This is a genomic window from Methylobacterium phyllostachyos, from assembly GCF_900103445.1.
Lineage (GTDB): Bacteria > Pseudomonadota > Alphaproteobacteria > Rhizobiales > Beijerinckiaceae > Methylobacterium > Methylobacterium phyllostachyos.
Genome location: NZ_FNHS01000007.1, coordinates 29,095 through 52,152, shown reverse-complemented (window position 1 = coordinate 52,152; position 23,058 = coordinate 29,095). Strand labels below are relative to the sequence as shown.

The window sequence follows — 23,058 nt, the reverse complement described above, 5'->3', positions numbered from 1 at the left end:
ATCCGGAGAGTTCTGATGCAGGTTGCCAACGCCAACAGCAACGAGACCGGCACAACCGACGATTTCGTGACCGTGTTCGTCGGCGAAACCCTGTTCGGGCTGGCGATCGAGCGGGTCCACGACGTGTTCGTACCCTCGGGGGTGACGCCGGTGCCCCTGGCTCCGGCCGAGATCGTCGGCCTCCTGAACCTGCGCGGCCGCGTGGTCACCGCCATGAGCCTGCGCCGGCGCCTGGGCCTGCCCGACGCCGAGGACGAGGCCGACGGAAGCAAGGCCAATCCCAAGATGGCGATCGGCCTGGAGCAGGCGGGCGAGACCTTCGCCCTTGTGGTCGACGGGGTCGGCGAGGTGCTCAAGCTCGGCGCCGACAGCCGGGAGGCCGTGCCGATCAATCTCGATCCGCGCTTCCGCAACCTCGCCACCTGCGTGCACCGGCTCGACGGCCGGCTCCTGGTGATCCTCGACGTGGACGCGCTCCTCGGCTTCACGCCCGCCGGCGCCAAGGCGGCTTGAGGGAGAGGGCCATGAAGGCGCCGCACGAGACCAACTGCCTGGTGGTGGACGATTCCGCGGTGATCCGGAAGGTCGCCCGACGGATCATCGAGGACCTCGGCATGAATGTCAGCGAGGCCGAGGACGGCAACGCCGCCCTCGAAGCCTGCGCGGCCCACATGCCGGACGCGATCCTGCTCGACTGGAACATGCCGAACATGGACGGCTACGCCTTCCTCCAGGCCCTGCGTCGGAGCGAGGGCGGCGAGGTGCCCAAGGTCCTGTTCTGCACCACCGAGAACGATGTCGGTGCCATTGCCCGGGCGCTCCGGGCGGGGGCGGACGAATACATCATGAAGCCCTTCGACCGCGACATCCTCGCGGCCAAGCTCGAGCAGGTCGGGCTCGTCGCTGACGCGGCCTGACTGACCGCGCGCCCCAACCCGCATCCGCGACCCCGTACCCGAGACACGCATCATGGCCCTGAGCCCCGCGGTCGCACCGCCACGCAGCCCGCCCACCCAGAGCACGTCTGGGTCTGCCGCCGCGATCCGGGTTCTGGTCGCCGATGATTCCGCCGTGGTCCGCGGCCTCGTGGCCCGCTGGATCGGTGAGGCTGGGTTCACGCTCGTCGGCACGGCGTCCAACGGGCGCATCGCCATCGAGATGATCGCCAAGCACGACCCGGACGTGGTCCTGCTCGATATCGAGATGCCGGAACTCGATGGCACCACGGCGCTGCCGCGCATGCTCGCCATGAGCCCAAGCGTGCAGGTCGTCATGATGTCGACGCTGACCACGCGCAACGCCGACATCTCGCTGAAATGCCTGGCCCTCGGGGCGGTGGACTACATCGCCAAGCCCGAGAGCAGCCGGGGCGTGACCACGTCGGACGTGTTCCGGGCGGAGCTGATCGAGCGCGTGCGCGTCTTCGGCGCGGCCCGCACCCGGAGCCGGCGCCCGGCCTCCGCGCCGACGGTCCACCCGGCGGCATCCGCCGCCCCCGTCGCCGCGCCGGCGGCGCATCCGGCGCCGGCCGCGCCGCGTCCCGCGACCCCTTTCACCCTGCGGCCGAAGGTCCGCAACCGCACCTCGCCCCGCGCCCTGCTGATCGGCTCGTCCACGGGCGGGCCGCGGGCGGTGGGCGAGATGCTGGAGGGCATCGGCGCGGCGGCGCTCCGCCGCCTGCCGGTGCTGATCGTGCAGCACATGCCGCCGATCTTCACCGCGGTGTTCGCCGAGCACCTCACCACCCGCACCGGGATCAAGGCCGCCGAGGGCAAGTCCGACGAGCGGATCGAGCCCGGCCGCATCTACGTGGCTCCGGGCGGGCGCCACATGGGGCTCGTCGCGGGCCCGAACGGCCCAACCATCAAGCTCACCGACGGGCCGCCGGTGAATTTCTGCCGGCCCGCGGTGGACGTGCTGTTCAAGGACGCGGCGGTCGTGTTCGGGGCGGCCACCGCGACCGTGATCCTCACCGGCATGGGTTCGGACGGCACCAACGGCGCCCGGGCGCTCACCGAGGCCGGCGGTCCGGTGCTCGCCCAGGACGAGGCCACCAGCACGGTCTGGGGCATGCCGGGCAGCGTCGCCCGGGCCGGCCTCGCCGAGGCGGTCCTTCCGCTGTCCGAACTCGCGACGGCCTTGCGCGCCATGATCACGGGTCAGCCGGCATGACCGAGCTTGAATTCGAATACCTGCGCAGCTTCCTCAAGCAGCGCTCCGGCCTCGCGCTGACCGCCGAGAAACGCTACCTCGTGGAGAGTCGGCTGACCCCGATCTGCCGCCGCTTCGGGCTCGGTAGCCTCGCCGAGCTGATCGGCGCGCTCAAGGTCGGCCGGGACGGCGCGCTGGAGCGGGACGTGGTCGAGGCGATGACCACGAACGAGACCTTCTTCTTCCGCGACCGGATCCCGTTCGACCTGTTCCGCGACACGCTGCTGCCAGAGGCGCTGATGCGCAACGCCAGCCGGCGCCGGCTGCGGATCTGGTGCGCGGCCTCCTCCACGGGCCAGGAGCCGTACTCGCTGGCGATGCTGCTGCAGGAGGCGGCGCCCCGGATGCCCGGCTGGCAGGTGGAGATCGTGGCCACCGACATCTCCACCGAGGTGATCGAGAAGGCCAAGGCCGGGCTCTACAGCCATTTCGAGGTCCAGCGCGGCCTGCCGGTGCAGTGGCTGATCAAGTACTTCACGCAGGTGGGCGAGCAGTGGCAGATCGCCCAGAGCCTGCGCAGCATGGTGGATTACCGCCAGCTCAATCTGCTGCACAGCTTCACGGCACTCGGCCAGTTCGACATCATCTATTGTCGCAACGTGCTGATCTATTTCGACGCGCCGACGAAGTCGGACGTGCTGGCGCGGCTCGCCGCCCAGCTCGCGCCGGACGGGGCACTGTTGCTCGGTGCGGCCGAGACGGTGATCGGCCTGACCGACCGGCTCGCGCCCCATCCGAAGCATCGCGGCCTCTACACGCATGCCGCACCGGCGGCGCGTCTCGGCGAGACGGCGGCGGTGTTGCCGCTGCGGGTGGCGGCCAGCGTCTGACCGGCTTCCCGGGTGACGCCATCGACCGGAGGTGCCCTTGCGCCGCCTCCGGTCTCGGCACGCGCGCCGCCTCGGCGTCCCCCCGCGAGGAAACGCGCGGATCCCGGCTGTATCCCCCTATCCGAAACCGGAGCTCGCCCGTTGGCGAACGCGGAACCGGATTCTCATCGAACACCATAGATTGAAAGCGCGCGAGAAACGTGGGCTTAAGGAATGCGTGGGTAATTTGCACACGGACCCGCCGCCGGGCGTTTCCGGCAGACCCGTGCCCCGAGCGTTTCCATGAGTAGCATCGGTTCGACCACAACATCGCAGCTCTATGCCCAGCGATGGTCGACCCAGGCCAGCCCGCAGACACGGATGGCCGACACGATCAGCAGCGAGCTGTCGACCGGCAGCCTCAGCAGCACCGACGCCACCGCCCTGACCAGTGCCCTGTCGTCGATCGGCTCGAGCCTGTCGGCGGACGCCAGCTCCGCCATTAGCAGCAGCACCCAGGCGAAGCTCGACCCATCCTCCATGAAGGACCGGATCGACGGCCTGATCGCCGATCAGGTGAGCAGCGGCAGCCTGACCAGCGATCAGGCCACGGAGTTAAAGAACCTGTTCGCCAGCCACGGCCAGAGCACGCAGACCGCCGACGCGACCGCGCAGGACGGCGTCTCCGGCGCCGGCGGCCCGCCGCCGGGACCCCCGCCCGGTCCGCCGCCGGGCGATGCCGCCTCCGGCAGCAGCGCGTCCAGTTCGTCGAGCGGCTCGGGGACGTCCTCGACCGGCGATCTGCTCGCCAGCTTCCTGCAGCAGCTCCAGAGCAGCCAGTCGTCCAGCACCGGCTACGGGGCGAGCGGCACCAACAGCAACACCAACATCTCGGCCCTGCTGTTCGATTTCCAGAGCTGACGCCGTCGCGCTCCGGCGATGCGCCCGTCGTCCGGCGCATCGCCCGCCTGCGCCCGGCGGGGTCGACCCCGGTCCTGCGCCGCGGCATCGTTCCCGCATCGGCGGGGCCGGAGACGGCCGGGAGGCAGGAATGGCGGAAGGCATGGCGGGACACGGGTCTGGTTTGCCCAAGGTGGCGTTCATCGGGACGGGCGGGACGATCTCGTCCCTCGGGCGCGACGCCCTCGACATCCTCGACTACACCGCCACCGACCGGCGCCTCGAGGCCGGCGGAATCCTGGAGGCGGTCCCGGAGCTGGCGGAGGTGGCCACGATGCTGCCGGTCCCGTTCCGGGCGGTGCCGAGCCCGGCGATCGGCTTTTCCGAATGGCGCGACCTCGTCGGCCTGTGCGCGCACCTCGCGGCCGAGCACCCGGACCTCGCCGGCATCGTCATCGGCCACGGCACCGCCACCCTGGAGGAGACCGCCTACGCGTTGAGCCTCACCCTGACGGTGGACCTGCCGGTGGTGCTGGTCGGCTCGCAGCGCCCGATGAGCGCGCTCTCCACCGACGCCAAGCTGAATCTCGTGGCGGCGGTGCGCACGGCGGCGGCGCCCGAATCCCGCGGGCGCGGCGTCCTCGTGGTGCTCAACGACGAGATCCAGGCCGCCCGCGAGGTGACCAAGACCTCGGTGGCCCGGCTCCAGACCTTCCGGACGCCGGATTTCGGCGTGCTGGGCCATGTCGATGGCGCGCATGTCCGGTACTACCGCCGCTCCGAGCGCGCGCACGCGCCCGGCACGCCCTTCGACATCCGGACCCTGACCGCGCTGCCGCGAGTCGACATCGCCTACGGCTACGCCGATGCCGACGGCACCGCCGTGCGGGCGTTCCGGGCCGCGGGGGCCCGGGGCCTCGTCGCGGCCGGGCTCGCCCCGGGCATGGTGCCCCCCGGCGAGGCCGAGGCCCTGGAGGCGGCGGTCGCCGCCGGGCTCGTGGTGGTGATGTCGACCCGGGCCGGGAGCGGCGTGGTGCCGCTCACGACCCGCCTGCGCGATCGCGGCATCCTCAGCGCCGACAACCTGACCCCACAGAAGGCCCGGATCCTCCTCGCCCTGGCGCTCACCGTCACGGCGGAGCCGGAGGCGGTGGCGCGCCTGTTCGCCACGTATTGAGCGCCGAGTCGGTCTGGGTCTCCAAAGGGCTCTGCCCTTTGGCGGGTTCTCAGGCAAAGTCTTGAGAAATCTGGCCCGGAGGTCTTGACCAGGGCTCCGCCCTGGACCCGCGAAAGGGCTGGCCCTTTCGAAACCATGACTTTCCTTCTTAATCAGGCTCCGAGAGTTCGCCGCGACCGATGCCGCTGATCGACCCCACCCGCTCACTGCTCCTCGTCATCGACGTTCAGGTCCGGCTGATGCCGGTCATCGCCGAGGGCGCGGCCGTGATCGCCAATACGGGCCGCCTCACCACGGCCGCGCGGCTCCTCGACGTGCCGGTGCTGGTCACCGAGCAGAATGCCGGGGGCCTCGGGCCGACCGTGCCGGAGCTCGCCCCCGAGCCTGGGACGGCCTTCCCGAAGATGAGCTTTGGCGCCGCGCGGGCGCCGGGCTTCTTCGACCGCCTGCCGGACGACCGGGATTGCGTGGTGACCGGCTGCGAGGCGCATATCTGCGTGCTGCAGACCGTCCTCGGCCTGCTGGAGGCCGGGCGCCGCGTCACTGTGGTCGCCGACGCGGTGGGCTCCCGAAAGATCGAGAACCGGGACGCGGGGCTCGCCCGGATGGCGGCCAACGGCGCCGAGATCGTCACCACCGAGATGGTGGTGTTCGAATGGCTCGGCACCGCCCGGCATCCGCGCTTCCGCGAGGTCGTGCGGCTGATCAAGTGAGGGCCGGCGCTCAGCCCCCGTCGAGCGCCGCCCGGGTCTGCGCGTCGGGGCCGATATCGTCGGTCCCCTCCATGCCCAGCACCTCGATCAGCCGGACCCGGGCGCGGCTGACCCGGCTCTTGATCGTGCCGACCGCGACACCGCAGATCGCCGCGGCTTCCTCGTAGGTGAAGCTTTGAGCCCCGACCAGCACCAGCGCCTCGCGCTGGGCGGCCGGGAGCTGGTTCAGGGCGCTCTGGAACTGTGCCATCTCCATCCGGACCTCCTGCTCGGGCAGGCTGGTCAGCCGGCCGGCATGGACCCCGTCGGCGTCCTCCACCTCGCGCTTGCGCTTGCGCTGCTCCGAGTAGAACAAATTGCGCAGGATCGTGAACAGCCACGCGGTCAGGTTGGTCCCCCGGCGGAAGCTGGCGGCGTTGATCCAGGCCCGGACCAGGGTGTCCTGAACGAGGTCGTCCGAGCGGTCGAGATCGTAGGTCAGCGAGAACGCGAAGGCCCGCAGGGCCGGGATTGCGCCCAGCAGGAGGTCGCGCATCTCGGTGTCGGCGCCCACCGGGGCCGGGCCGGATCCGCTCCCCGCGGGGGCGGCTTGGAGCATCAGGGTCATGGCTGGGCCTCCGTGGCGGCGAGGGCGTCGAGGAGCGTCAGGAGCCGGTCCGGAACCGGCAGGGCCAGGACATCCGCGTAGTGCAGGCGCAGACCGCGGCCGATCCGTGCCTGGGCTGCCGCGTCGATCGGGCGACGCGGCGGGCGCGCCTGGGGCGCGACGACCGATCCGGCCGTCTCCGCCCGCGCGGCGTCCGGGAGCGCCCGCTCGTCCTCTGTCGCTGTCATGGTTGCGCCCCGAGCTGTGGGCGATGCGCCCCCGCGGGGTCCTATGGTCCACCGCCCCGATCCCGTGACGGGCCGCGGCGGAGACGCATCTCATCGCCTTCCAGCGGTGCTGATAGGCGGCAGGGATTTAATCGGTTCTGAATTATACATTCAGCTAATTTTAATCTTACAATAGCCCAGCTTGCCTTGGTTATTGCAAATCATATTGGAGTTACAATCCAGAAATACTTGTTTTTAGCTTGGCTGTGGCGAATATCGGCCCGCCGACATGAACGGATGCTGAGCGGCGGTGACGGGTCAGCATCCTGCGAGGTGGTGGCGCACGGCCCGCGCCGTGACGGCCGAGACGCGCACGTTCGATTCCCGGGTCACGCCGGCGATGTGCGGCGTCAGGATCAGGTTCGGCACGTCCGCGAAGACGGCGCCGGCCTCCGCATCGAGGGGCTCGCGCTCGAACACGTCGAGCGCCGCGCCGCCGAGATGGCCGGCGCGCAGGGACGCCGCCAGTGCGGCCTCGTCCACGATGCCGCCGCGGGCGGCGTTGATCAGCACGGCGCCCTTCGGCATCCGGGCGAGGGCGCCCGTATCGATCAGGCCGCGGGTTCGGTCGGTCAGCGGCACATGCAGGGAGAGCACGTCGCTCCGGGCGACCAGCGCGTCGAGCTCAAGGGTCTGCACCGGACCGCACGGCGAGGTCCAGGCCGGATCGTCGGGGGCAACGAACGGGTCGTGGGCCGCGACCGTCATGCCCAGGGCGGCGGCCCGCCGGGCGGTCTCCCGGGCGATGGACCCGAAGCCCACGAGGCCGAGGCGTTTGCCGCCGATCTCGCGCCCCATCAGGGCGTTGCGCGGCCACGCGCCGGCCGCGACCCGGGCGGTCGCCCCATAGGCACCGCGCAGCAGCAGCATCGCGGTGGCCACGACATATTCGGCCACCGCCCCGTCATTGGCGCCGGTGGCCGGGTAGACCGCGATGCCGCGCGCCCGGCAGGCCACCATGTCGATGTTGTCGAGCCCGACCCCGAGGCGGCCCACCACCTTGAGATTCCGGGCGGCGGCCAGCAGGGCGCCGCGGACCTGGGTCCGGTTGCGCACGATCAGGGCCTCGGCCCCGGCCAGCGCCGCCTCCAGCGCCTCGGGGCGGTCGACCAGACCGGGATCGTACAGGGTGTCGAAGTCCGCAAGTTCGGTGGCGATGGCCGCCTCGTCCATGAATTCGCTGATCACGACCTTGGGCATGGGGGCCTCGTTCGATTGTCCGTCAGGCGCTGCAGTAGCGCGTCGGCGTCTCGAGGTCGCGGTGGACGCGCAACTCGACTGTCGGAAGCCGACTGTCGGCGGTGTGGAGATTGCCGCGGCGCTCGATCGCCGGGCCGGCTGCGTCGCCCGCTGTCGGGGACGTATCCAGGGCCTCGAGCTCTGGATCCTCCCGGACTGTGGCGGGCGCCAAGGTCTTGGATCGACTGGTGCCGGTGGAGAGGATCGAACTCCCGACCTTCGGTTTACAAAACCGCTGCACTACCGCTGTGCTACACCGGCCCAGGACTCGCTTGCTACCAGCCGCCGCGCCGTCGCTCAACCCGATGGACGCGGGGATTTCGGTGCCGCCGTCCGACCGCATCGTCCGGACAGGCGGCGTCGGCAGGCCTGGATGGGCGGCCACGCCAGCACGTCGCTCACGACGAGGAGCACCACCAGACCATCGACGAGCCAGCCCATTCCAGCCGGGCCGAAGGCTGTTACCCGGGCCGGGGCCACGCCTTCATGAAGCTCGGCCTCAGGGGATGTTCAGGGGCGCCTGGAGCGGATCGCCCACGGGACCGACGGTGTCAGGCGGCGAGCGCGCGCCGCACCGTGGCCCTCAGATCCGCCAGGGAGAAGGGCTTCGTCAGCACGTCGGTGACGATGGCATCAAGCCCGCGGGCGCGCTCGCGCTGGTCCGCGAAGCCGGTCATCAGCAGGATGGTGAGGTCGGGGAAGTCGCGCTTGGCCGCCAGCGCCAGGGCGATGCCGTCCATGAGCGGCATGCGGATATCGGTGAGCATCAGGTCGAAGCCGCCATCAGCCTCGTTGAGGCGGTCGAGCCCATCGCTTCCGTCGTTGGCCGTAACGACCGCGTGGCCGTCGATCTCGAGACCTCGCTTGAGGAAGCCCCGGACGGTCTCTTCGTCATCCACCAGGAGGATGCGCGCCATGTGGTCCCGTAAACGTCCTCGATCCTGAGCTGCCCGCCGTGATAACGCCGGGCGCTCCAGCGCACGACAGACGCAGACCGATCCGCAGCCTGTCAAGATGGCAGGCGCGGAAAACGGCGCCCGCGTCGAAGAGCGCGGCCAAAATGCCGCGCTGCCGCATGCAATAGGGGTGCGCCGCCAGGGGAAGAGGAGCGCGGGCCGCCCCGGCGCCGGGTTCAGCGCTACGGATCGAACAGATCCGGATCCCCGCTGCCGTAATCGACCACACCCACGAAGGGCAATTGCCGGAAGGCGTGGGCGGCATCCATGCCGTAGCCGACGACGAACACGTCGGGACAGGTGAAGCCGACGAAATCCGCGTCGATCGTCACCGCACGCTTGCCGGGCTTCTCCAGCAGAACGGCGGTGAGCACCCGCCGGGCACCGCGGGCCATCAGGAGATCCTTGGCGAACACGACGGTCCGCCCGGATTCCAGGATGTCGTCGACGAGCAGCACGTCCCGCCCGCGCACCTCGCTCTGGACGTCCCGCAGGATCTCGACCTGCCCGCTGGAGACCGTCGCGGTGCGGTAGCTCGACAGGTGGACGAACTCGACCTGCGGCGCGAGCCCGACCCGGTGGAGCGCCCGCAGCAGGTCGGCGGCGAACATGAAGCTGCCCTTGAGCACGGCCACGACCAGCAGGTTCTCCGGCCGCGCGGCCAGGATTTCCTGGGCGAGTTCGTCGTTGCGTTTGGCGATGGCCGCCTCGTCGAAGAGGGTTCGCACGCGCCGTTCGGGGATGCTCATCTCACGTGTCCCGGAATCCCGGTTGCGGGACGGGATCCGCCGCCGCGTTCGGCAACGGTCTTAGCGTCCTTGGGGGGCGGGGGGAACCGCGGATGCACCCGCGGGGCGCCGCCGCGTCATCAGGCGACGCCCCTCACACGCAAAAGGGGCCGGCGATCCGCCAACCCCTTGCGCTGTCCGGCTGAATGGATGGTACCACCGCCCCGGCTCGAACGGGGGACCCCCAGATCCACAATCTGGTGCTCTAACCAACTGAGCTACGGCGGCACTGGCGGGGGGTGTATCGTGGGCCGCGGCAGTTTTCAAGCGAGACGCGCGGTCTTTGCAGCATCGGTGCAGACGCGGCTAGATCGGCGTCCACTTCGGGCCGAAGCGCCCTATAGTGAGCCCGTCGGGCCGGATCAGCGGTGGACGGCCTATGCCGGCCGGGGTGAGCGGACGACGGGGTGAGCGGACGGACCGTGAGCGCGCGACAGCCAGCGGCGGCCCAGGGTGGCAACAAGGGCGGCAACCGCACCGCAGCCGACCGGCCGACCGACGCATCGGCTCGGGCGATGGCCGGTCCGCAGGGCGCGCGCGCCCGCCGCCGCTGGACAGGCCTCAGGCTCGTCCAGGCGCCGGGGCAGCTGCGCAGCCTCGTGCGCCGCAGCGAGGGCGGCCTCGTCGCGCTCGCGACCCTGGTGGGCTGCGTCGCCGGGGTCGCCGTCTCCGCCATGAACTGGGCCACGCAGACCCTGCGGGAAGGGCTGTTCCTCCTGCCGTCCGGGATGCGGCTCAGCGCGGCCGACACCGTCTCACCGGTGCTCCTGCTCGCCGGGCCGTGTCTCGGCGGCGTTCTGCTCGGGCTGGTGATCGTCGCGGCGGGCGTCATCCGCGGCCCGCGCAAGCGCCCTGCCATCGATCCGATCGAGGCCAACGCCCTGCATGGCGGGCGGATGTCGCTCCGCGACAGCCTCTACCTCGCCCTCCAGAACGTGGTCTCGAACGGGAGCGGCGCCTCGGTGGGGCTGGAAGCCGGCTACACGCAGCTCGCCTCCGGTCTCGCCTCGCGGCTCGGCATCGCCTTCGAGGTCCGCCGGAGCGACCTGCGGACACTCGTCGGCTGCGGCGCCGCCGGGGCGATCGCGGCCGGATTCGGCGCGCCGCTCGCGGGCGCCTTCTACGCCTTCGAGCTGATCATCGGCACCTACTCGATCGCCACGCTGACGCCGGTGGTGGTCGCCGCGCTCTGCGGCAACCTGGTCGCGCAGCAGCTGATCGCGACGCAGCCGCTCGTCGATTTCGGCGACGTGCAGGCGATCACCACCTCGCATGTCACCAGCATGGAGATCCTGCCGAGCCTCGCCCTGGGGCTTTTCTGTGCGGGCCTCGGCATCCTGATCATGCGCGGGGTCACTCTGGTGGAGCGGCTGGTCCAGGCCTCGGGGGTGCCGCGGGTGGCCGCGCCGGCCTTCGGGGGGCTATGCGTCGGGGCACTGGCGCTCGTCGCGACGCCGCAGGTGCTGTCCGGCGGCCACGGCGCCCTGCACATGCACTTCGCCGCCGAGGGGCAGGGGCATGGGATCGCGGTCCTGGCCGGGCTGTTCGCCGCCAAAGCCACGGCCTCGGCGATCTCGATCGGCTCCGGGTTCCGGGGCGGCCTGTTCTTCGCCTCGCTGTTCCTCGGCGCCATCGCGGGCAAGCTGTTCGCCGCCGCGGCGCCGCTGCTGGTGCCGGCGCTCGCGGGCTTCGGTCTCACGCCGCTCGCCTATGCGGTGATCGGCATGAGCGCGCTCGCCGTGGCGGTGATCGGCGGGCCGCTGACCATGACCTTCCTGACGCTTGAGATCACCGGCAGCCTGCCGATTACCGGGCTGGTGCTCGCCGCGGTGATCGCGTCCTCGCTCACCGTGCGCAAGACCTTCGGCTACTCCTTCGCGACGTGGCGCTTCCACCTGCGCGGGGAGAGCATCCGCAGCCCGCACGATATCGGCTGGATCCGCTCGCTCACCGTGGGCCGGCTGATGCGCCGGGACACGAGCGTCGTGGCGGTCGATACGCCGCTGGCCACATTCCTGCGCGCCCATCCCCTCGGCTCGCCCTCCCGGGTGATCGCCGTCGATGGGGCGGGGCGCTATGCGGGCATCGTGAACGTCCCCGAGGCGCACGCCGCCGCGCGGGATGCCGGGGCCACAGCGCAGCCCGTTTTGGCCGACCTGCTGCTCCACGGGGATGATTTCCTCACGCCCGGCATGAACGCCAAGGACGCCGCCGCCGCCTTCGACCGCACCGAAAGCGAGGCGCTCGCGGTGGTCGACGGGCCCGAGACCCGCAAGGTCCTGGGCCTGCTCACCGAGAGCCACACGCTCAAGCGCTACAGCGAGGAGCTCGACCGCCAGCACCGGTCCATGGCGGGGGAAATCGACTGATTGTCAGCCCGGGGTGTTGACCCGATACCGGCGCGGACCAATCACCTGACGCCGACGACCCGGGCTCCCCGAGGGCCCGCTCTCCCAGAACGCGTGGAGGATTCATGCCCGGTCCAGAGACCAGCCAGCAGCGCCGCTACCGCATCGCGGTGATCCCGGGCGACGGCATCGGCAAGGAGGTGGTGCCCGAGGGCGTGCGCGTGCTGGAGCAGGCGGCCAAGCGCCACGGCTTCTCGCTCCAGCTCGACTGGTTCGATTTCGCGAGCTGCGACTACTACGAGCAGCACGGCCGGATGATGCCGGAGGACTGGAAGGCGCAGATAGAGACCCACGACGCGATCTATTTCGGCGCCGTCGGCATGCCGGAGCGCGTGCCGGACCACATCTCCCTCTGGGGCTCGCTGATCCTGTTTCGCCGCGAGTTCGATCAGTACGCCAACCTGCGCCCGGTGCGGCTGATGCCGGGGGTGAAGTGCCCGCTCGCCGACCGCAAGCCCGGCGACATCGACTTCTGGGTGGTCCGCGAGAACACCGAGGGCGAGTACTCGAATGCGGGCGGCCGGATGTTCGCCGGCACCGATCGGGAATTCGCCCTGCAGGAGACGATCATGACCCGGCACGGGACGGACCGGATCCTGAAATTCGCCTTCGAGCTCGCCCAGAAGCGCCCGAAGAAGCACCTGACCTCGGCCACGAAGTCGAACGGCATCTCGATCACCATGCCGTACTGGGACGAGCGGGTGAAGGCGGTGGCCGAGTCCTATCCGGACGTGCGCTGGGATCAGTACCACATCGACATCCTGACCGCGCATTTCGTCCTGAACCCGGACCGGTTCGACGTGGTGGTGGCCTCTAACCTGTTCGGCGACATCCTGTCGGATCTCGGGCCCGCCTGCACGGGCACGATCGGCATCGCGCCGTCCGGCAACATCAACCCGGAGCGTGTGCATCCCTCGGTGTTCGAACCGGTCCACGGCTCGGCGCCGGACATTGCGGGCCAAGGGATCGCCAACCCGATCGGCCAGATCTGGTCGGGGGCGATGATGCTGGAGCATCTCGGCGAGCACGCGGCGGCGGCCGAGATCGTCAGCGGGATCGAGCGGGTGCTGTCCGAGCGGACGCTGCGCACCCGCGATCTCGGTGGGAATGCCGACACGCAGGCTTGCGGCAAGGCCGTGGAACAGGCGCTGGGATAGGGATTCCGGCGCGGCTCGCTCGTCGCGCCGCCTTTCGTATCACGCCGAAGACGGGGCGGCGGCGCGCGCGATCATCCCCGGGCGCGGCACGACGGCAGCAGGGCACGCGAGTGGTCCGCTCATGCAGGCGGCCGACGCCGAGAACAGGATCGGTGTCGAGGTCCGTAACCCGGCCGGCGGGCGTATCGCGACGATCGATGATCTGCCGATCCGGGACGGCCACGATGACGGCGGGCCCTTTGCATGGCTGGCGCCCTTCGCTTGGCTCTGTTCCGATCAGCACACAACCTCTGAACTCGAAGTCTCCGGGGTGGAATATCCCCAAGTCACCTGGCGAGAACTCCCGCTGCGCCGACCACTTTCGAGCTTGACGCTTGAGTAGACCGCGATTGGAAATCCAGGCAAAAGCGGCAATCCGTTACGGTGCCGTGCATGCAAGGGGGCTCCATGATGCAGCGGGCCATGCTGTCCGCGGCGCTGGTGTTATGCGCCGTCGGGAGCGTATGCGGGCCGGTGCTGGCCCAGGGGCGCATCTCGCGGGAGGGCGGACGCGTCGCCGTCCGGCTGACCGGCGAAGAGCGCGCCCGCATCGGCGTCGTGACGGTCCGTCTGGCGCCGGCTCCCCATCGGATCGAAATACTCGCCTACGGGAGTATCCTCGATCTCGCCCGCATCACGGACCTGACCAACAGCTACGCGGGTGCGGTGGCTGCCCTACGGACCGCCAGGGCCAAGGCTGAGGTGTCCGCCAGCGCCCTGCGGCGAGCCAGGAACCTCGGACCGGCGGCCATCGCCGGCGCTCAGCTCGAGACTGCGGAGGGGAGCGCATACACCGACGAGGCGACGGTCGCCGCTGCCGAGTCGCAGGTCCGGACGCTGGCCGCGACCGCGCAGCAGGAGTGGGGCCCGGTGCTGGGACGGGCGATCGTGGAGCGCTCCCCCCTCGTGACCCGCTTGATCGAGCGGGCCGACCTTCTGGTGCAGGTCACGTTGCCGTCCGGTGAAACGCTGAAGGCTCCCCCGGCCACGGCTTTTGCCGAGGTGCCCCCGGAGAGCGAGCGGGTGACCATGCGCTTCGTTTCGCCCGCGACCCGGACCGATCAGCGCATTCAGGGGGTCGGCTATTACTATCTCGTCGCCGGGGACAGCGGTCTCCTGCCCGGCATGAGCGTGCAGGCCTTCCTCACCGCACCACAGGAGAAGGTGGGGATCGCCGTCCCGGAGAGTGCCGTGGTCCACTGGCAGGGGGGCGCCTGGATCTACCGGAGCGTCGGCGCCGATACCTTCGCCCGGCATCCCCTCAAGCCGGACGCAGCCATCTCCGCGGACCGCTTCGTGATCGACGACCTCGACGGGGCGACGGACATCGTCGTAACCGGACCGCAGGCGGTGCTCTCCGAGGAACTGAAGGGCCAGATCCAGGCCTCCGGCGATGCCGATGACGACTGAGCGTCCCGTGTGAGCACGATCGATCGGCCGGCGGTCGATGGAGCCGTTCCGAAGCCGGGGCCCGCGACGGACCGTCCATCCGGCCTACAGGCCACCCTGGTGAGCCTTGCCGTGCGCCGACCGGGGATCTTCGTCGCCCTCGCCCTGGCGCTCGTCGTCTACGGTCTCCTCGCCCTGAACTCGGCGAAGTACGACGTCTTCCCCGAATTCGCGCCCCCTGCCGTGACGGTTCAGACCGAGGCCCCCGGCCTGAGCCCGGAGCAGGTCGAAGTGCTCGTCACGCAGGCCGTCGAGGGGGCGATCAGCGGTCTGCCCGGCCTCGCCACGCTGCGGTCGAACTCGATCCAGGGGGTTTCGGTGATCACCGCGACCTTCGGCGCGGGCAGCGACATCTATCGGGTGCGCCAACTCGTCAGCGAACGGCTGGCCGGGGTCGCGGGCCGCCTGCCCCAGGGCGTCGCCACGCCGACGATGACCGCCCTGACCTCCTCGACGAGCTCGGTCCTGCTCATCGGGCTGACCTCCGAGGCCGGTTCTCTGATGGATCTGCGCACGGTCGCGGATTGGCGGGTGCGCCTGCGCCTCCTCGCGGCCCCGGGGGTCGGCGAAGTCCTGGTCTATGGCGGCGATGTCCGCTCGATCCGCATCCAGGTGCGGCCCCAGGATCTCGTCCGCTTCGGGATCGGCCTGAACGACGTGCTCGCCGCCGGCCGCAGGGCGACCGGCGTGCGGGGGAGCGGGTTCATCGACACGGTCAATCAACGCATCGCCCTCCAGACCGAAGGGCAGGCGGTGACACCCGAGGCGGTGGCCCGGACGGTGCTCGTCAACGAGGGCGGCGCGAGCGTCGTGCTCGGCGACGTCGCCGACGTGGTGGCTGGCCCGGAACCCGCGATCAGCGCCGCCCTGATCGACGGGAAGCCGGGCGTTCTGATGATGGTCGGGGCGCAGTATGGCGCCAACACCGTCGACGTCACCGCAGGGGTCGAGGCGGCACTCGCCGAGCTGCGGCCTGGGCTCGCCCGGAACGGGATCACCCTGCGCACCGACCTGTTCCGCCCGGCCGGCTTCGTCGCACAGGCGACGGGCAATGTCCTGCAAGCCCTGGCGCTAGGTGGCCTCCTCGTCGTGGTGGTGCTGCTGGTCTTCCTGTTCGACTGGCGCACGGCGCTCATCAGCGCCGCCGCAATCCCGCTCTCGCTGATCGGCGCGGTCCTCGTGCTGGGGGCCCTGGGCCTCAGCCTCAACACCATGACCCTCGGCGGCCTCGCGATCGCCATCGGCGAGGTGGTGGACGATGCGGTGATCGGGGTCGAGAACGCGATGCGACGCCTGCGAGAGAACCGGCGCCTCCCGTCTCCCCTGCCGGAGGGCCGCGTCGTCCTGGCCGCCATCCTCGAGGTTCGGGTCTCGGTCGCCTACGCAACCGTCGCGGTGCTGCTGGTCTTCCTGCCGGTGCTGGCCCTTCCCGGTGTGCCCGGTCGCCTCTTCGGTCCCCTCGCGCTGGCCTACATCCTGGCCGTGCTGACCTCCCTCCTGGTCGCTCTGACGGTGACACCCGCCCTGGCGCGCCTGCTGCTCGCCGGGCGCAGGCGTCTTCCGGTCCGGGAGCCACCGGTCACCCGGGTCCTCCGCGGCATCTATGCCGGCCTCCTGAAGGGGCTGATCCGCCATCCGGTCGCTGTCGGCCTTGTCGGCCTGATCGCCGTCCTCGCCGGTGCCGTCCCGGTACCCTACTTCGGCGGTGCCTTCCTGCCCGATCTCAAGGAGGGGCATTTCATCCTGCACATGACCACGGCCCCGGGAACCTCTCTGCAGGAGACGCTGCGGCTCGGCGGCCATGTGACCGCAGGGTTGAAGAGCGTGCCCGGGGTGCGGGCCGTCGCCCAGCAGGTGGGCCGGGCCGAGGCGGGCTACGATCTCGGCGGCACCCACGAAAGCGAAATTCATATCGACCTCGTCGCCGATCTCGACGGCAGGGCGCAGCAGCAGGCCGAGGCCGGGATTCGCGCGCTGATGGCGGCCACGCCGGGCGCGACCTTCTCCCTGAAGACCTTCCTCACGGAGCGCATCGAGGAGGTCGTGTCGGGTTTCACCGCTCCGGTGGTCATCAGCGTCTACGGGGCGGATCTCGACCGGATCGAGGCCGCCGCCCGGGACGTGGCCCGAGAGGTCGCGGAGGTCCGGGGTGCCGTGGACATCCAGCTCAAGTCGCCGGCGGGGCTCCCGCAGGTCAACATCTCCCTGCGGCCCAACGATCTGCGCCACTGGGGCCTCGATGCGATCGAGGTGCTGGAGCTTTCCCGTACGGCCTTTCAGGGCGATACGGTCGGTCAGTCCTACGAGGGGAACGCCGTCTTCAATGTCGTGGTCGTCCTCGATCCGGCTGCCCGCGCACGGCCGTCGAGCCTCGGCGACCTGCCCCTGCGGACCCCCGGCGGCAGCTTCATCCGGCTCGCGCAGGTGGCCGACATCTACGAGACGGCAGGACGCTACGCGGTCGGGCATTACGGCGCGCAGCGGGTGCGGGTGGTGACGGCGAATGTCGAGGGCCGCGACCTCGCCTCGTTCACCGAGGCGGTGAAGCGCAAGGTCGCCCGGGCGGTGAAGCTGCCCCCCGGCGTCGATGTCGGCTTCGGGGGGGCGGCCGAAGCGCAGGCCAAGGCCCGCCGCGACCTGGCGCTTTACGCCGGGCTGGCGGGGCTCGGGGTCGTGCTCCTGCTGGCGGTCGTCACCGGCTCTTTCGCCAATCTCCTGCTCGTCCTCGTCAACCTGCCCTTCGCCTTCGTCGGCGGGGTGCTGGCTGTGGCCGCAACCGGCGGCATCGTCTCGCTCGGGGCCATCGTCGGCTTCGTGACGCTGCTCGGAATCTCGCTGCGCAATACGATCATGATGATCGCCCACTACGAGCACTTGGTTCTCGTGGACGGGCATCCGTGGACCGCTGTGACGGCGATCGAGGGGGCCGCCGACCGGCTGGTGCCGATCCTCATGACGTCCCTCGTCACGGGCCTGGGGCTGCTGCCCCTCGCGCTCGGCGCCGGGGAGCCCGGTCGGGAGATCGAGGGGCCGATGGCGATCGTGATCCTCGGCGGCCTCGCCAGCTCGACGCTTCTGAACCTCGTCGTCCTTCCGGTCTTGGCGACGTCCTTCGCGCGCTTTCGCGAACCGGAATCACAGTCGGTCTGATTCTTCGCGACGGCTATGTCGGCCGCTGCGCCCTTTTGACCGCTTCGGCGCGCGCGCTTTCCGCGCGCTGTAGCGGTCCACGAGGTCATCGGCCCGCTCGCGGATCAGGAGCGTGAACGTCATCAGCGCCTCGCACACGGCCACGACGCGCTCGTAAAGCGGTCCCGGCCTCATCCGGCCGACGTCGTCGAATTTCCCGCAGGCCATCGGCACGCTGGACTGGTTCGGGATCGTGATCATCCGCGCCTGCACCGTCGGGTGATCGGCGGTGATGTCGTCGGGCAGTCCTGGCCCTGTCTGGAAGAAGCGGTCGATCGAGGATTTTGCCGTCGTTCAGAGCGGGGGCCGGTGCCGCGCTTATCCGCCCGCCGCGATCACGTCGAAGGGACGAATCCCACGCGAGCTCGGTCCAACGGTGAAATCAGGGAGCAACGTCGAGAAGCAGATCCCGACGCGGGGACGAATCGGCGCCGACGATGGGAAACCTCGGGGAGAAGGCCCGGGGCGCTATCTCCTAAGTCCTTGACACCACTCTCTTTCCGCCTGCGGGAGATAAGTGGTGGAGCTGAGGGGATGCTTACCTGGAGTGGCACTGGAGCGTTTTTGGACTGAGCTGGATCGGCGAGTTGGGGGTCACGTCGGGCTGTTGGGCTGAGTCATTGGGCGCTCCCGATGAGGAGCAGAGCATGGGCCGACCCTACAGCCAGGATCTGCGTGAGCGGGTGGTCGACGCGGCAGGCGCGATCGCCCGGATGTGAAGGCCGCCCGCGAGGCGTAGTTTAAGGGCCAGCCCGACCTCGATCTCGCGCGCCTCGTGTTCCTCGACGAGACGTGGACGGCCAGGAGATCGAGCGACCGCGCCATCGCCGCCTCGATCCGTTCCCGGCGGATGCACCCGAGGCGCTGCCACAGCCAAGCCGCCGTCGAGCCCGGGCCGCTGCCCCGGATGGCAGCGAGGTAGATCCAGCTTTTGTCGCACTCCATGAAGGTCTCCTGCTCGCGCTCGTCGTAGCCGATGGCCCCTGGGTGCATTGGGAGGTGCACGCGGGTGGCGTCCGCCGTGGCCTCATAAGCAGGATGAACGACGCCCTCGGCCGTCAGCACGGTCACGGCAAGGGCCGCGCATCCTCCGAACAGATGCCCTGTTCCCTCCGCCACCACGCTGCGCGACAGTCCGGCGCGCGCTATCAGCGGTAGGACGAGCCCATGGTGGGAATCCTCGGCGGGCAGCCGCGGGTTTTCAGATGGCACGCCCTCGTGAAGCTGACTTGGGAGCGGATGCCGTCGACGGAGTTCGATTCGGCGACGGTGCCGAGCCCGGCACTGACCGTGCCGGTCATGGTCAAGGACGAAAGCCTTACGCCACGACCGAGCGCTGAAGCTTCGGCAGTTTCATCTACGGCAAATCGGTGGACGAGGCGCAGCATCGGACCTGCTTGGCCTGATTTTGATTCCGGAACGCGCAACGTGCGGTTATCACGCCCCGTTACCGGCCACGATCAACCGCCGGGCCAGAACGGAACAGCCCTGGTGACGGAAACATCCGGACGCCCTGTCGCCCCCGGTGCTGTTGTGCAAGATCACTCCGGCGATGCGCCGACGACGATCGCTGCGCGCCTCGACCGTCTACCGGTCACGCGGCTCCACTTGGCGATCCTGGCGGTCTGCACCCTCGGTCTGTTCACCGACGTGGCCGAGGTCACGCTCAGCAACGCCCTGGCGGCGATCTTCCTGGCGCCGCCCCACAACATGCCGCGGGGCAGCCTGTCCCTGCTGCTGGCCTCGGTCTTTGCCGGGGGCGCGGTCGGCGCGCCGATCTTCGGCCTGCTCGGCGACCGGTTCGGAAGGCGGACGGCGCTTCAGGCCACCCTTGTGCTGATGGCCATCGGATCGGCCGCCGCCGCCATGAGCGCGGGCCTCACAGAACTCACCCTCGCCCGGGCAGTGTCGGGCTTCGCGATCGGCGGCTTCCCGCCCCTGGCCGCGACCTACCTCGCCGACGTGATGCCCCCACGGCGACGCGGCGCGATGCTGCTGGTCTGCGCCGGGATCGGTTTTCTGGGCGGGACGGCGGTGATCCTGTTGGTCCAGGCCCTGGCGCCGGCGCCCCCGCTCGAGATCGCGGCCTGGCGCTGGGCCCTGGCACTCGGTGCGGTCCTGGCGGTTCTCGGGGCGGTCCTGTTCGCCCTGCTGCCGGACTCGCCGCGGTGGCTGGCCGCAACCGGTCGCGCCGCCCAGGCCGAACGCGCCTGCCGGCGCTTCCAGGCCGCGGCCGGCATCGCCCCGTCGGAGGTGCCCGCGGAGGCGGACCTGGATCCGCGCCATCCGGTGCAGGCAGGGTTCCGAGCGATGCTCGCCGAGCCGCGGCAGCGGCGCCGGACCGCCTTGTTCGTCGCCCTCTACGCGCTCAGTCCCTGGGCGACGGTGGGCTTTCCCCTGTTGAGCGCAGTCGTGATGCTGGGGAAAGGCTTCCGGGTCGACCAGTCCTTGGCCTTCGCAAGCTTGTCGATGCTCGGGCCGCCGCTCGGGACCCTGCTCACCGCCGCGGTGATCGACCGCCTGGAGCGGCGCGCCTGCCTGGTCGCTTTGGTGGCTGCGATGGTGGTCCTCGGCACGATCTTCGCGGTCGGTGAGACCTTCGCGACCCTGGTCCTGATCGGCTTGGCGTTCAACTCGGCCGCAGCGATCTATGGCGGTCTTCTCGCGGTCTACGCGTCGGAACTCATGTCGACCGCGTCGCGGGCCTCGGCCCTCACCTGTGCCTGGGCCGGCGGGCGAGTCGCCGCCGCCCTGACGCCGATCGTCCTGCTACCGGTGCTCGATGGCTATGGGGTCCATGCACTCTTCGGCCTGCTCACCGCCACCCTGGTTGCCAGCGGCGCCCTCGTGCTCGGCGGTCCGCCTGGCCGCTCCGGCAAGCCGGTGATGCACTAGCGCGTCCGCCGGGCGGGGCTAACCGTGCGGCGCCCGGGGCCCTATCTCGGCACGGCGGCGATATGGACTGCGCCGCCGAAAGGATTCCCGTCATGCCCTTCCTACGGATCCTGGCCGCCGCCCTGTCGATCGGCCTCGCAGGTGGGGCGCAGGCCCAGACCGTGCTGGTCCCATCCGGCGACTCGGCGATCACCCAGCCCGGCGGCACCGAGGGGCGCGGCGCGCGCCGCAACATCCGCGAGGCGGTCCGGAACGGCGACGTGGTCGGCGTCCCGGCCGGGACGCACAGCTCCGAGATCGAGGCGCGGCTGCTCCATCACCACCGCGCCCGGCCGCACCGCGCCGAATAGTCGTCCGGTGTGGGCGGACGGCCCTTGATTTTGCCGGGAGGGCCGGCAATCGCAGGTTAGTTGCGGGATCGGTCCGCGCCGGAGCTCGCCTCGTGTCTCTTCCGGCGCTCGTTCCCAGCATCATCGAGACGACCCGGCACGTCGAGCCGAAGCGTGCCTTCGAGTTTTGGCGCGCCACCGCGCTGGCGCCCTTCGGCGATGTCGGGTGCGTACATCCCCGCGACGCGTTCCGGGCCAAGCGCATCGTCGTGTCGGGGGCGGGCTGGGGCCTGACCCATACGGTGAGCAGCCCGGTCGGCCTGACCATCGGCCCCCGCCAGCTCGACCGGAACGGTCCCGAGACGGTGGTGATCGGCCTGGGTCTCGACGGGATCGGCTATCAGCAGCAGGGCGAGCGCGGCGGCCGCCTCGGGGCGGGCGACATCAGCTTCCTGTCGCGCCACCGGCCCCTGGTGGCCGGCACTCAGAGCGACTACGCCGAGATCCGGCTGGCGCTTCCGCGCACCACCTTCGAGGCCTGGATCGGCCCGGTCGACGCCTTTGCAGGCCGCTGCATCGTCGGCGATCCGGCGCTCGCCGAGTTCAAGGCCGCCCTGCGGAGGTTCGCCGTCACCGCCGCCTGGATGTCGCAGGACGAGGCGCAGGCGGCGTTTGAGGGCTTGCTGCACCTGCTGGGCAACCGCGTCCGGGATCCGGAAGCGCGGCCGGGCTCCCTCCTATCCTGCGAGGCGGTGGCGTCCGTAGCCTGGGCCCATATCATGCGCCGGCTGCACGATCCTCGCCTCGGGCCGGCAGAGATCCAGGCGGCGCTCGGCATCTCCCGTGCCCAGCTGTACCGGGTTTTCGCGGGCACTGGCGGCGTCGCGGCCGCGATCCGCGACGCCCGCCTCGATCTGGCCCATCGCCGTCTGGCGACGCCGCGCACCGACGGGATGCAGATTGCCACGATCGTGTATGCCTGCGGTTTCACCGACGTCCCAAGCTTCAACCGCGCGTTCCGCCAGCGCTTTGGCTTGTCGCCGCGCGAGCTGCGCGCTGGCCTGGGCATTTCTACTTGAGGTGTTAGGCAGCGCCTGCGATCTGCGCCTTCTCCTTGGTTTCGTGCGTCTTCCACGGAACGCCGCAGAACGTATTTTGTCAGTACTGGAGCCCCGCGAAGACCTGCACGCCGTTGAGGGCGTTGGCGATCAGCTTCCAGACATTGAGCACTAGGTTGGCCTGCGAGACGAGCTTCAACTTTGTGTCGTTCTCGGCGCGGAAGCCGTGGCGCCGCTTGAGCAGGATGACGGTGTTGAAGCTGGCTAGGGACAGCGGCAGCCCGGCCTTGAGCGGCTTCGGCCGGCCGGGTCTTGTACGATGACCTGCCCCATCCGTGTTGAGGTTGCGCGATACGCCGGCGATGCCGCCAGCTAGGTCAATATGGATCCGCGACCTCTGTCCCCACACCAAGCTGGGCCCGTGAAAGGGTACCGCATCAACTGCGCAGATGGGCAGCCGCCGACAAGTGCCCGGCGCAACGATTTTTCTTGTCGCTCCGTCTCACAGCCGTCGGCCGCCATCCGCCACAGCAGGGCATTGATGTCGATATAGCACTTGAACAGCAGATAACCTGCTCGTTTTACTGGCATTCCGCTGAACTAATCAATTTCAAAACCTTTCTTATCAGCAGTTACATATAATCTATTCGACTTTCGATGTGCTGTATTGACACGTGTAGACCTCGTATGTTTACTCCGCGACGAGTTCGAATAGATGATGAAAATTCAGCGAGATTCCACGAGGCGAGGATCTTGCGAACGCCATGATTGGCGCCTCCGCCGCGGTGTGACCGAGCGGATGGCTCGATCAATCGTGCGATGGCCAGCAAAGTGCCGGTGCATTCTGCGTCAAAATCATTGATCAGGA

The 23,058-nt window shown here is 69.9% G+C and carries 22 protein-coding genes, 2 tRNA genes and 2 pseudogenes; 16 read left to right on the top strand and 10 right to left on the bottom strand.

What is annotated here, in order from left to right:
- The first annotated feature begins 15 nt into the window (after positions 1-15).
- From BLQ49_RS12555 to BLQ49_RS12525, 7 genes are all read left to right on the top strand, one after another.
- Positions 16-513 carry a chemotaxis protein CheW gene (locus tag BLQ49_RS12555; RefSeq protein ID WP_091716257.1) on the top strand — a complete coding sequence of 166 codons (498 nt, stop codon included), beginning with the start codon at positions 16-18 and terminating at the stop codon, positions 511-513.
- 11 nt (positions 514-524) lie between these two features.
- Positions 525-917 (top strand): response regulator, encoded by a 393-nt coding sequence (locus BLQ49_RS12550; protein ID WP_091716256.1) that lies wholly within the window; start codon positions 525-527, stop codon positions 915-917.
- A 52-nt stretch (positions 918-969) separates the two neighbouring features.
- Positions 970-2,172 carry a protein-glutamate methylesterase/protein-glutamine glutaminase gene (locus BLQ49_RS12545; RefSeq protein WP_091716255.1) on the top strand — a complete coding sequence of 401 codons (1,203 nt, stop codon included), beginning with the start codon at positions 970-972 and terminating at the stop codon, positions 2,170-2,172.
- A complete protein-coding gene (locus BLQ49_RS12540) occupies positions 2,169-3,041 on the top strand; it encodes a CheR family methyltransferase (RefSeq protein WP_091716254.1) in 873 nt (290 codons plus the stop codon). Before BLQ49_RS12545 ends, BLQ49_RS12540 begins: the two co-directional genes overlap by 4 nt.
- Positions 3,042-3,401: 360 nt before the next feature.
- Positions 3,402-3,941 carry a hypothetical protein gene (locus tag BLQ49_RS12535; protein WP_244507565.1) on the top strand — a complete coding sequence of 180 codons (540 nt, stop codon included), beginning with the start codon at positions 3,402-3,404 and terminating at the stop codon, positions 3,939-3,941.
- 130 nt (positions 3,942-4,071) lie between these two features.
- The gene (locus BLQ49_RS12530) at positions 4,072-5,097 is read left to right on the top strand and encodes an asparaginase (RefSeq protein WP_244507564.1); all 1,026 of its coding nucleotides are present in this window, start codon (positions 4,072-4,074) and stop codon (positions 5,095-5,097) included.
- A gap of 179 nt (positions 5,098-5,276) precedes the next feature.
- Entirely contained in the window at positions 5,277-5,810 is a 534-nt protein-coding gene (locus BLQ49_RS12525) for an isochorismatase family protein (protein WP_091716252.1), read from the top strand.
- 10 nt (positions 5,811-5,820) lie between these two features.
- Here BLQ49_RS12525 and BLQ49_RS12520 read toward each other — a convergent pair whose 3' ends face one another.
- The 7 genes from BLQ49_RS12520 to BLQ49_RS12485 form a co-directional block, all read right to left on the bottom strand.
- On the bottom strand, positions 5,821-6,417 hold the full coding sequence (locus BLQ49_RS12520) for a sigma-70 family RNA polymerase sigma factor (protein ID WP_208859050.1): 597 nt from the start codon (positions 6,415-6,417) through the stop codon (positions 5,821-5,823).
- The gene (locus BLQ49_RS12515) at positions 6,414-6,644 is read right to left on the bottom strand and encodes a NepR family anti-sigma factor (RefSeq protein WP_091716251.1); all 231 of its coding nucleotides are present in this window, start codon (positions 6,642-6,644) and stop codon (positions 6,414-6,416) included. The genes BLQ49_RS12520 and BLQ49_RS12515 overlap by 4 nt, the downstream gene beginning before the upstream one ends.
- A gap of 297 nt (positions 6,645-6,941) precedes the next feature.
- Positions 6,942-7,883 carry a hydroxyacid dehydrogenase gene (locus tag BLQ49_RS12510; RefSeq protein ID WP_091716250.1) on the bottom strand — a complete coding sequence of 314 codons (942 nt, stop codon included), beginning with the start codon at positions 7,881-7,883 and terminating at the stop codon, positions 6,942-6,944.
- Between the two features lie 225 nt (positions 7,884-8,108).
- A tRNA-Thr gene (locus BLQ49_RS12500) sits at positions 8,109-8,183 on the bottom strand.
- A gap of 290 nt (positions 8,184-8,473) precedes the next feature.
- On the bottom strand, positions 8,474-8,839 hold the full coding sequence (locus BLQ49_RS12495; protein ID WP_007567202.1) for a response regulator: 366 nt from the start codon (positions 8,837-8,839) through the stop codon (positions 8,474-8,476).
- A gap of 221 nt (positions 8,840-9,060) precedes the next feature.
- Positions 9,061-9,627 carry a hypoxanthine phosphoribosyltransferase gene (hpt, locus tag BLQ49_RS12490; protein WP_091716248.1) on the bottom strand — a complete coding sequence of 189 codons (567 nt, stop codon included), beginning with the start codon at positions 9,625-9,627 and terminating at the stop codon, positions 9,061-9,063.
- Positions 9,628-9,817: 190 nt separating this feature from the next.
- A tRNA-His gene (locus BLQ49_RS12485) sits at positions 9,818-9,894 on the bottom strand.
- Positions 9,895-10,181: 287 nt separating this feature from the next.
- Here BLQ49_RS12485 and BLQ49_RS12480 point away from each other — a divergent pair.
- From BLQ49_RS12480 to BLQ49_RS12460, 5 genes are all read left to right on the top strand, one after another.
- A complete protein-coding gene (locus BLQ49_RS12480) occupies positions 10,182-12,035 on the top strand; it encodes a chloride channel protein (RefSeq protein WP_091716470.1) in 1,854 nt (617 codons plus the stop codon).
- Between the two features lie 104 nt (positions 12,036-12,139).
- Positions 12,140-13,231, top strand: coding sequence for a tartrate dehydrogenase (locus BLQ49_RS12475; protein WP_091716247.1), 1,092 nt, complete (start codon positions 12,140-12,142; stop codon positions 13,229-13,231).
- Between the two features lie 121 nt (positions 13,232-13,352).
- Positions 13,353-13,613, top strand: a complete 261-nt coding sequence (locus BLQ49_RS12470; RefSeq protein ID WP_091716246.1) for a hypothetical protein — start codon at positions 13,353-13,355, stop codon at positions 13,611-13,613.
- Positions 13,614-13,663: 50 nt separating this feature from the next.
- Positions 13,664-14,680, top strand: coding sequence for an efflux RND transporter periplasmic adaptor subunit (locus BLQ49_RS12465; protein WP_244507563.1), 1,017 nt, complete (start codon positions 13,664-13,666; stop codon positions 14,678-14,680).
- Between the two features lie 18 nt (positions 14,681-14,698).
- Positions 14,699-17,869, top strand: a complete 3,171-nt coding sequence (locus tag BLQ49_RS12460; RefSeq protein ID WP_425283996.1) for an efflux RND transporter permease subunit — start codon at positions 14,699-14,701, stop codon at positions 17,867-17,869.
- On the opposite strand, the pseudogene BLQ49_RS12455 reads toward BLQ49_RS12460, so the two are convergent.
- Positions 17,869-18,112: pseudogene (locus BLQ49_RS12455) on the bottom strand (arsenical resistance protein ArsH); the annotation flags it as partial. The gene BLQ49_RS12460 and the pseudogene BLQ49_RS12455 overlap by 1 nt on opposite strands.
- Positions 18,113-18,608: 496 nt before the next feature.
- Between BLQ49_RS12455 and BLQ49_RS28960 the strand changes: the two are divergent.
- Positions 18,609-18,710: pseudogene (locus BLQ49_RS28960) on the top strand (IS630 family transposase); the annotation flags it as partial.
- 346 nt (positions 18,711-19,056) lie between these two features.
- On the opposite strand, the gene BLQ49_RS29675 reads toward BLQ49_RS28960, so the two are convergent.
- Complete coding sequence (locus BLQ49_RS29675) at positions 19,057-19,296, bottom strand: hypothetical protein (protein WP_167627696.1); 240 nt, start codon at positions 19,294-19,296, stop codon at positions 19,057-19,059.
- A gap of 145 nt (positions 19,297-19,441) precedes the next feature.
- On the opposite strand from BLQ49_RS29675, the gene BLQ49_RS12450 reads away from it, so the two are divergent.
- The 3 genes from BLQ49_RS12450 to BLQ49_RS12440 all read left to right on the top strand — a co-directional run bounded on the left by BLQ49_RS12450 (position 19,442) and on the right by BLQ49_RS12440 (position 22,211).
- Positions 19,442-20,803: an MFS transporter gene (locus tag BLQ49_RS12450; protein ID WP_244507562.1), complete on the top strand. Its 1,362-nt coding sequence runs from the start codon at positions 19,442-19,444 to the stop codon at positions 20,801-20,803.
- Positions 20,804-20,895: 92 nt separating this feature from the next.
- Positions 20,896-21,153 carry a hypothetical protein gene (locus BLQ49_RS12445; RefSeq protein ID WP_091716244.1) on the top strand — a complete coding sequence of 86 codons (258 nt, stop codon included), beginning with the start codon at positions 20,896-20,898 and terminating at the stop codon, positions 21,151-21,153.
- 92 nt (positions 21,154-21,245) lie between these two features.
- Positions 21,246-22,211, top strand: a complete 966-nt coding sequence (locus BLQ49_RS12440; protein WP_091716243.1) for a helix-turn-helix domain-containing protein — start codon at positions 21,246-21,248, stop codon at positions 22,209-22,211.
- Between the two features lie 79 nt (positions 22,212-22,290).
- On the opposite strand, the gene BLQ49_RS12435 is transcribed toward BLQ49_RS12440, so the two are convergent.
- On the bottom strand, positions 22,291-22,599 hold the full coding sequence (locus BLQ49_RS12435) for a hypothetical protein (protein WP_143012249.1): 309 nt from the start codon (positions 22,597-22,599) through the stop codon (positions 22,291-22,293).
- Positions 22,600-23,058 lie beyond the last annotated feature (459 nt).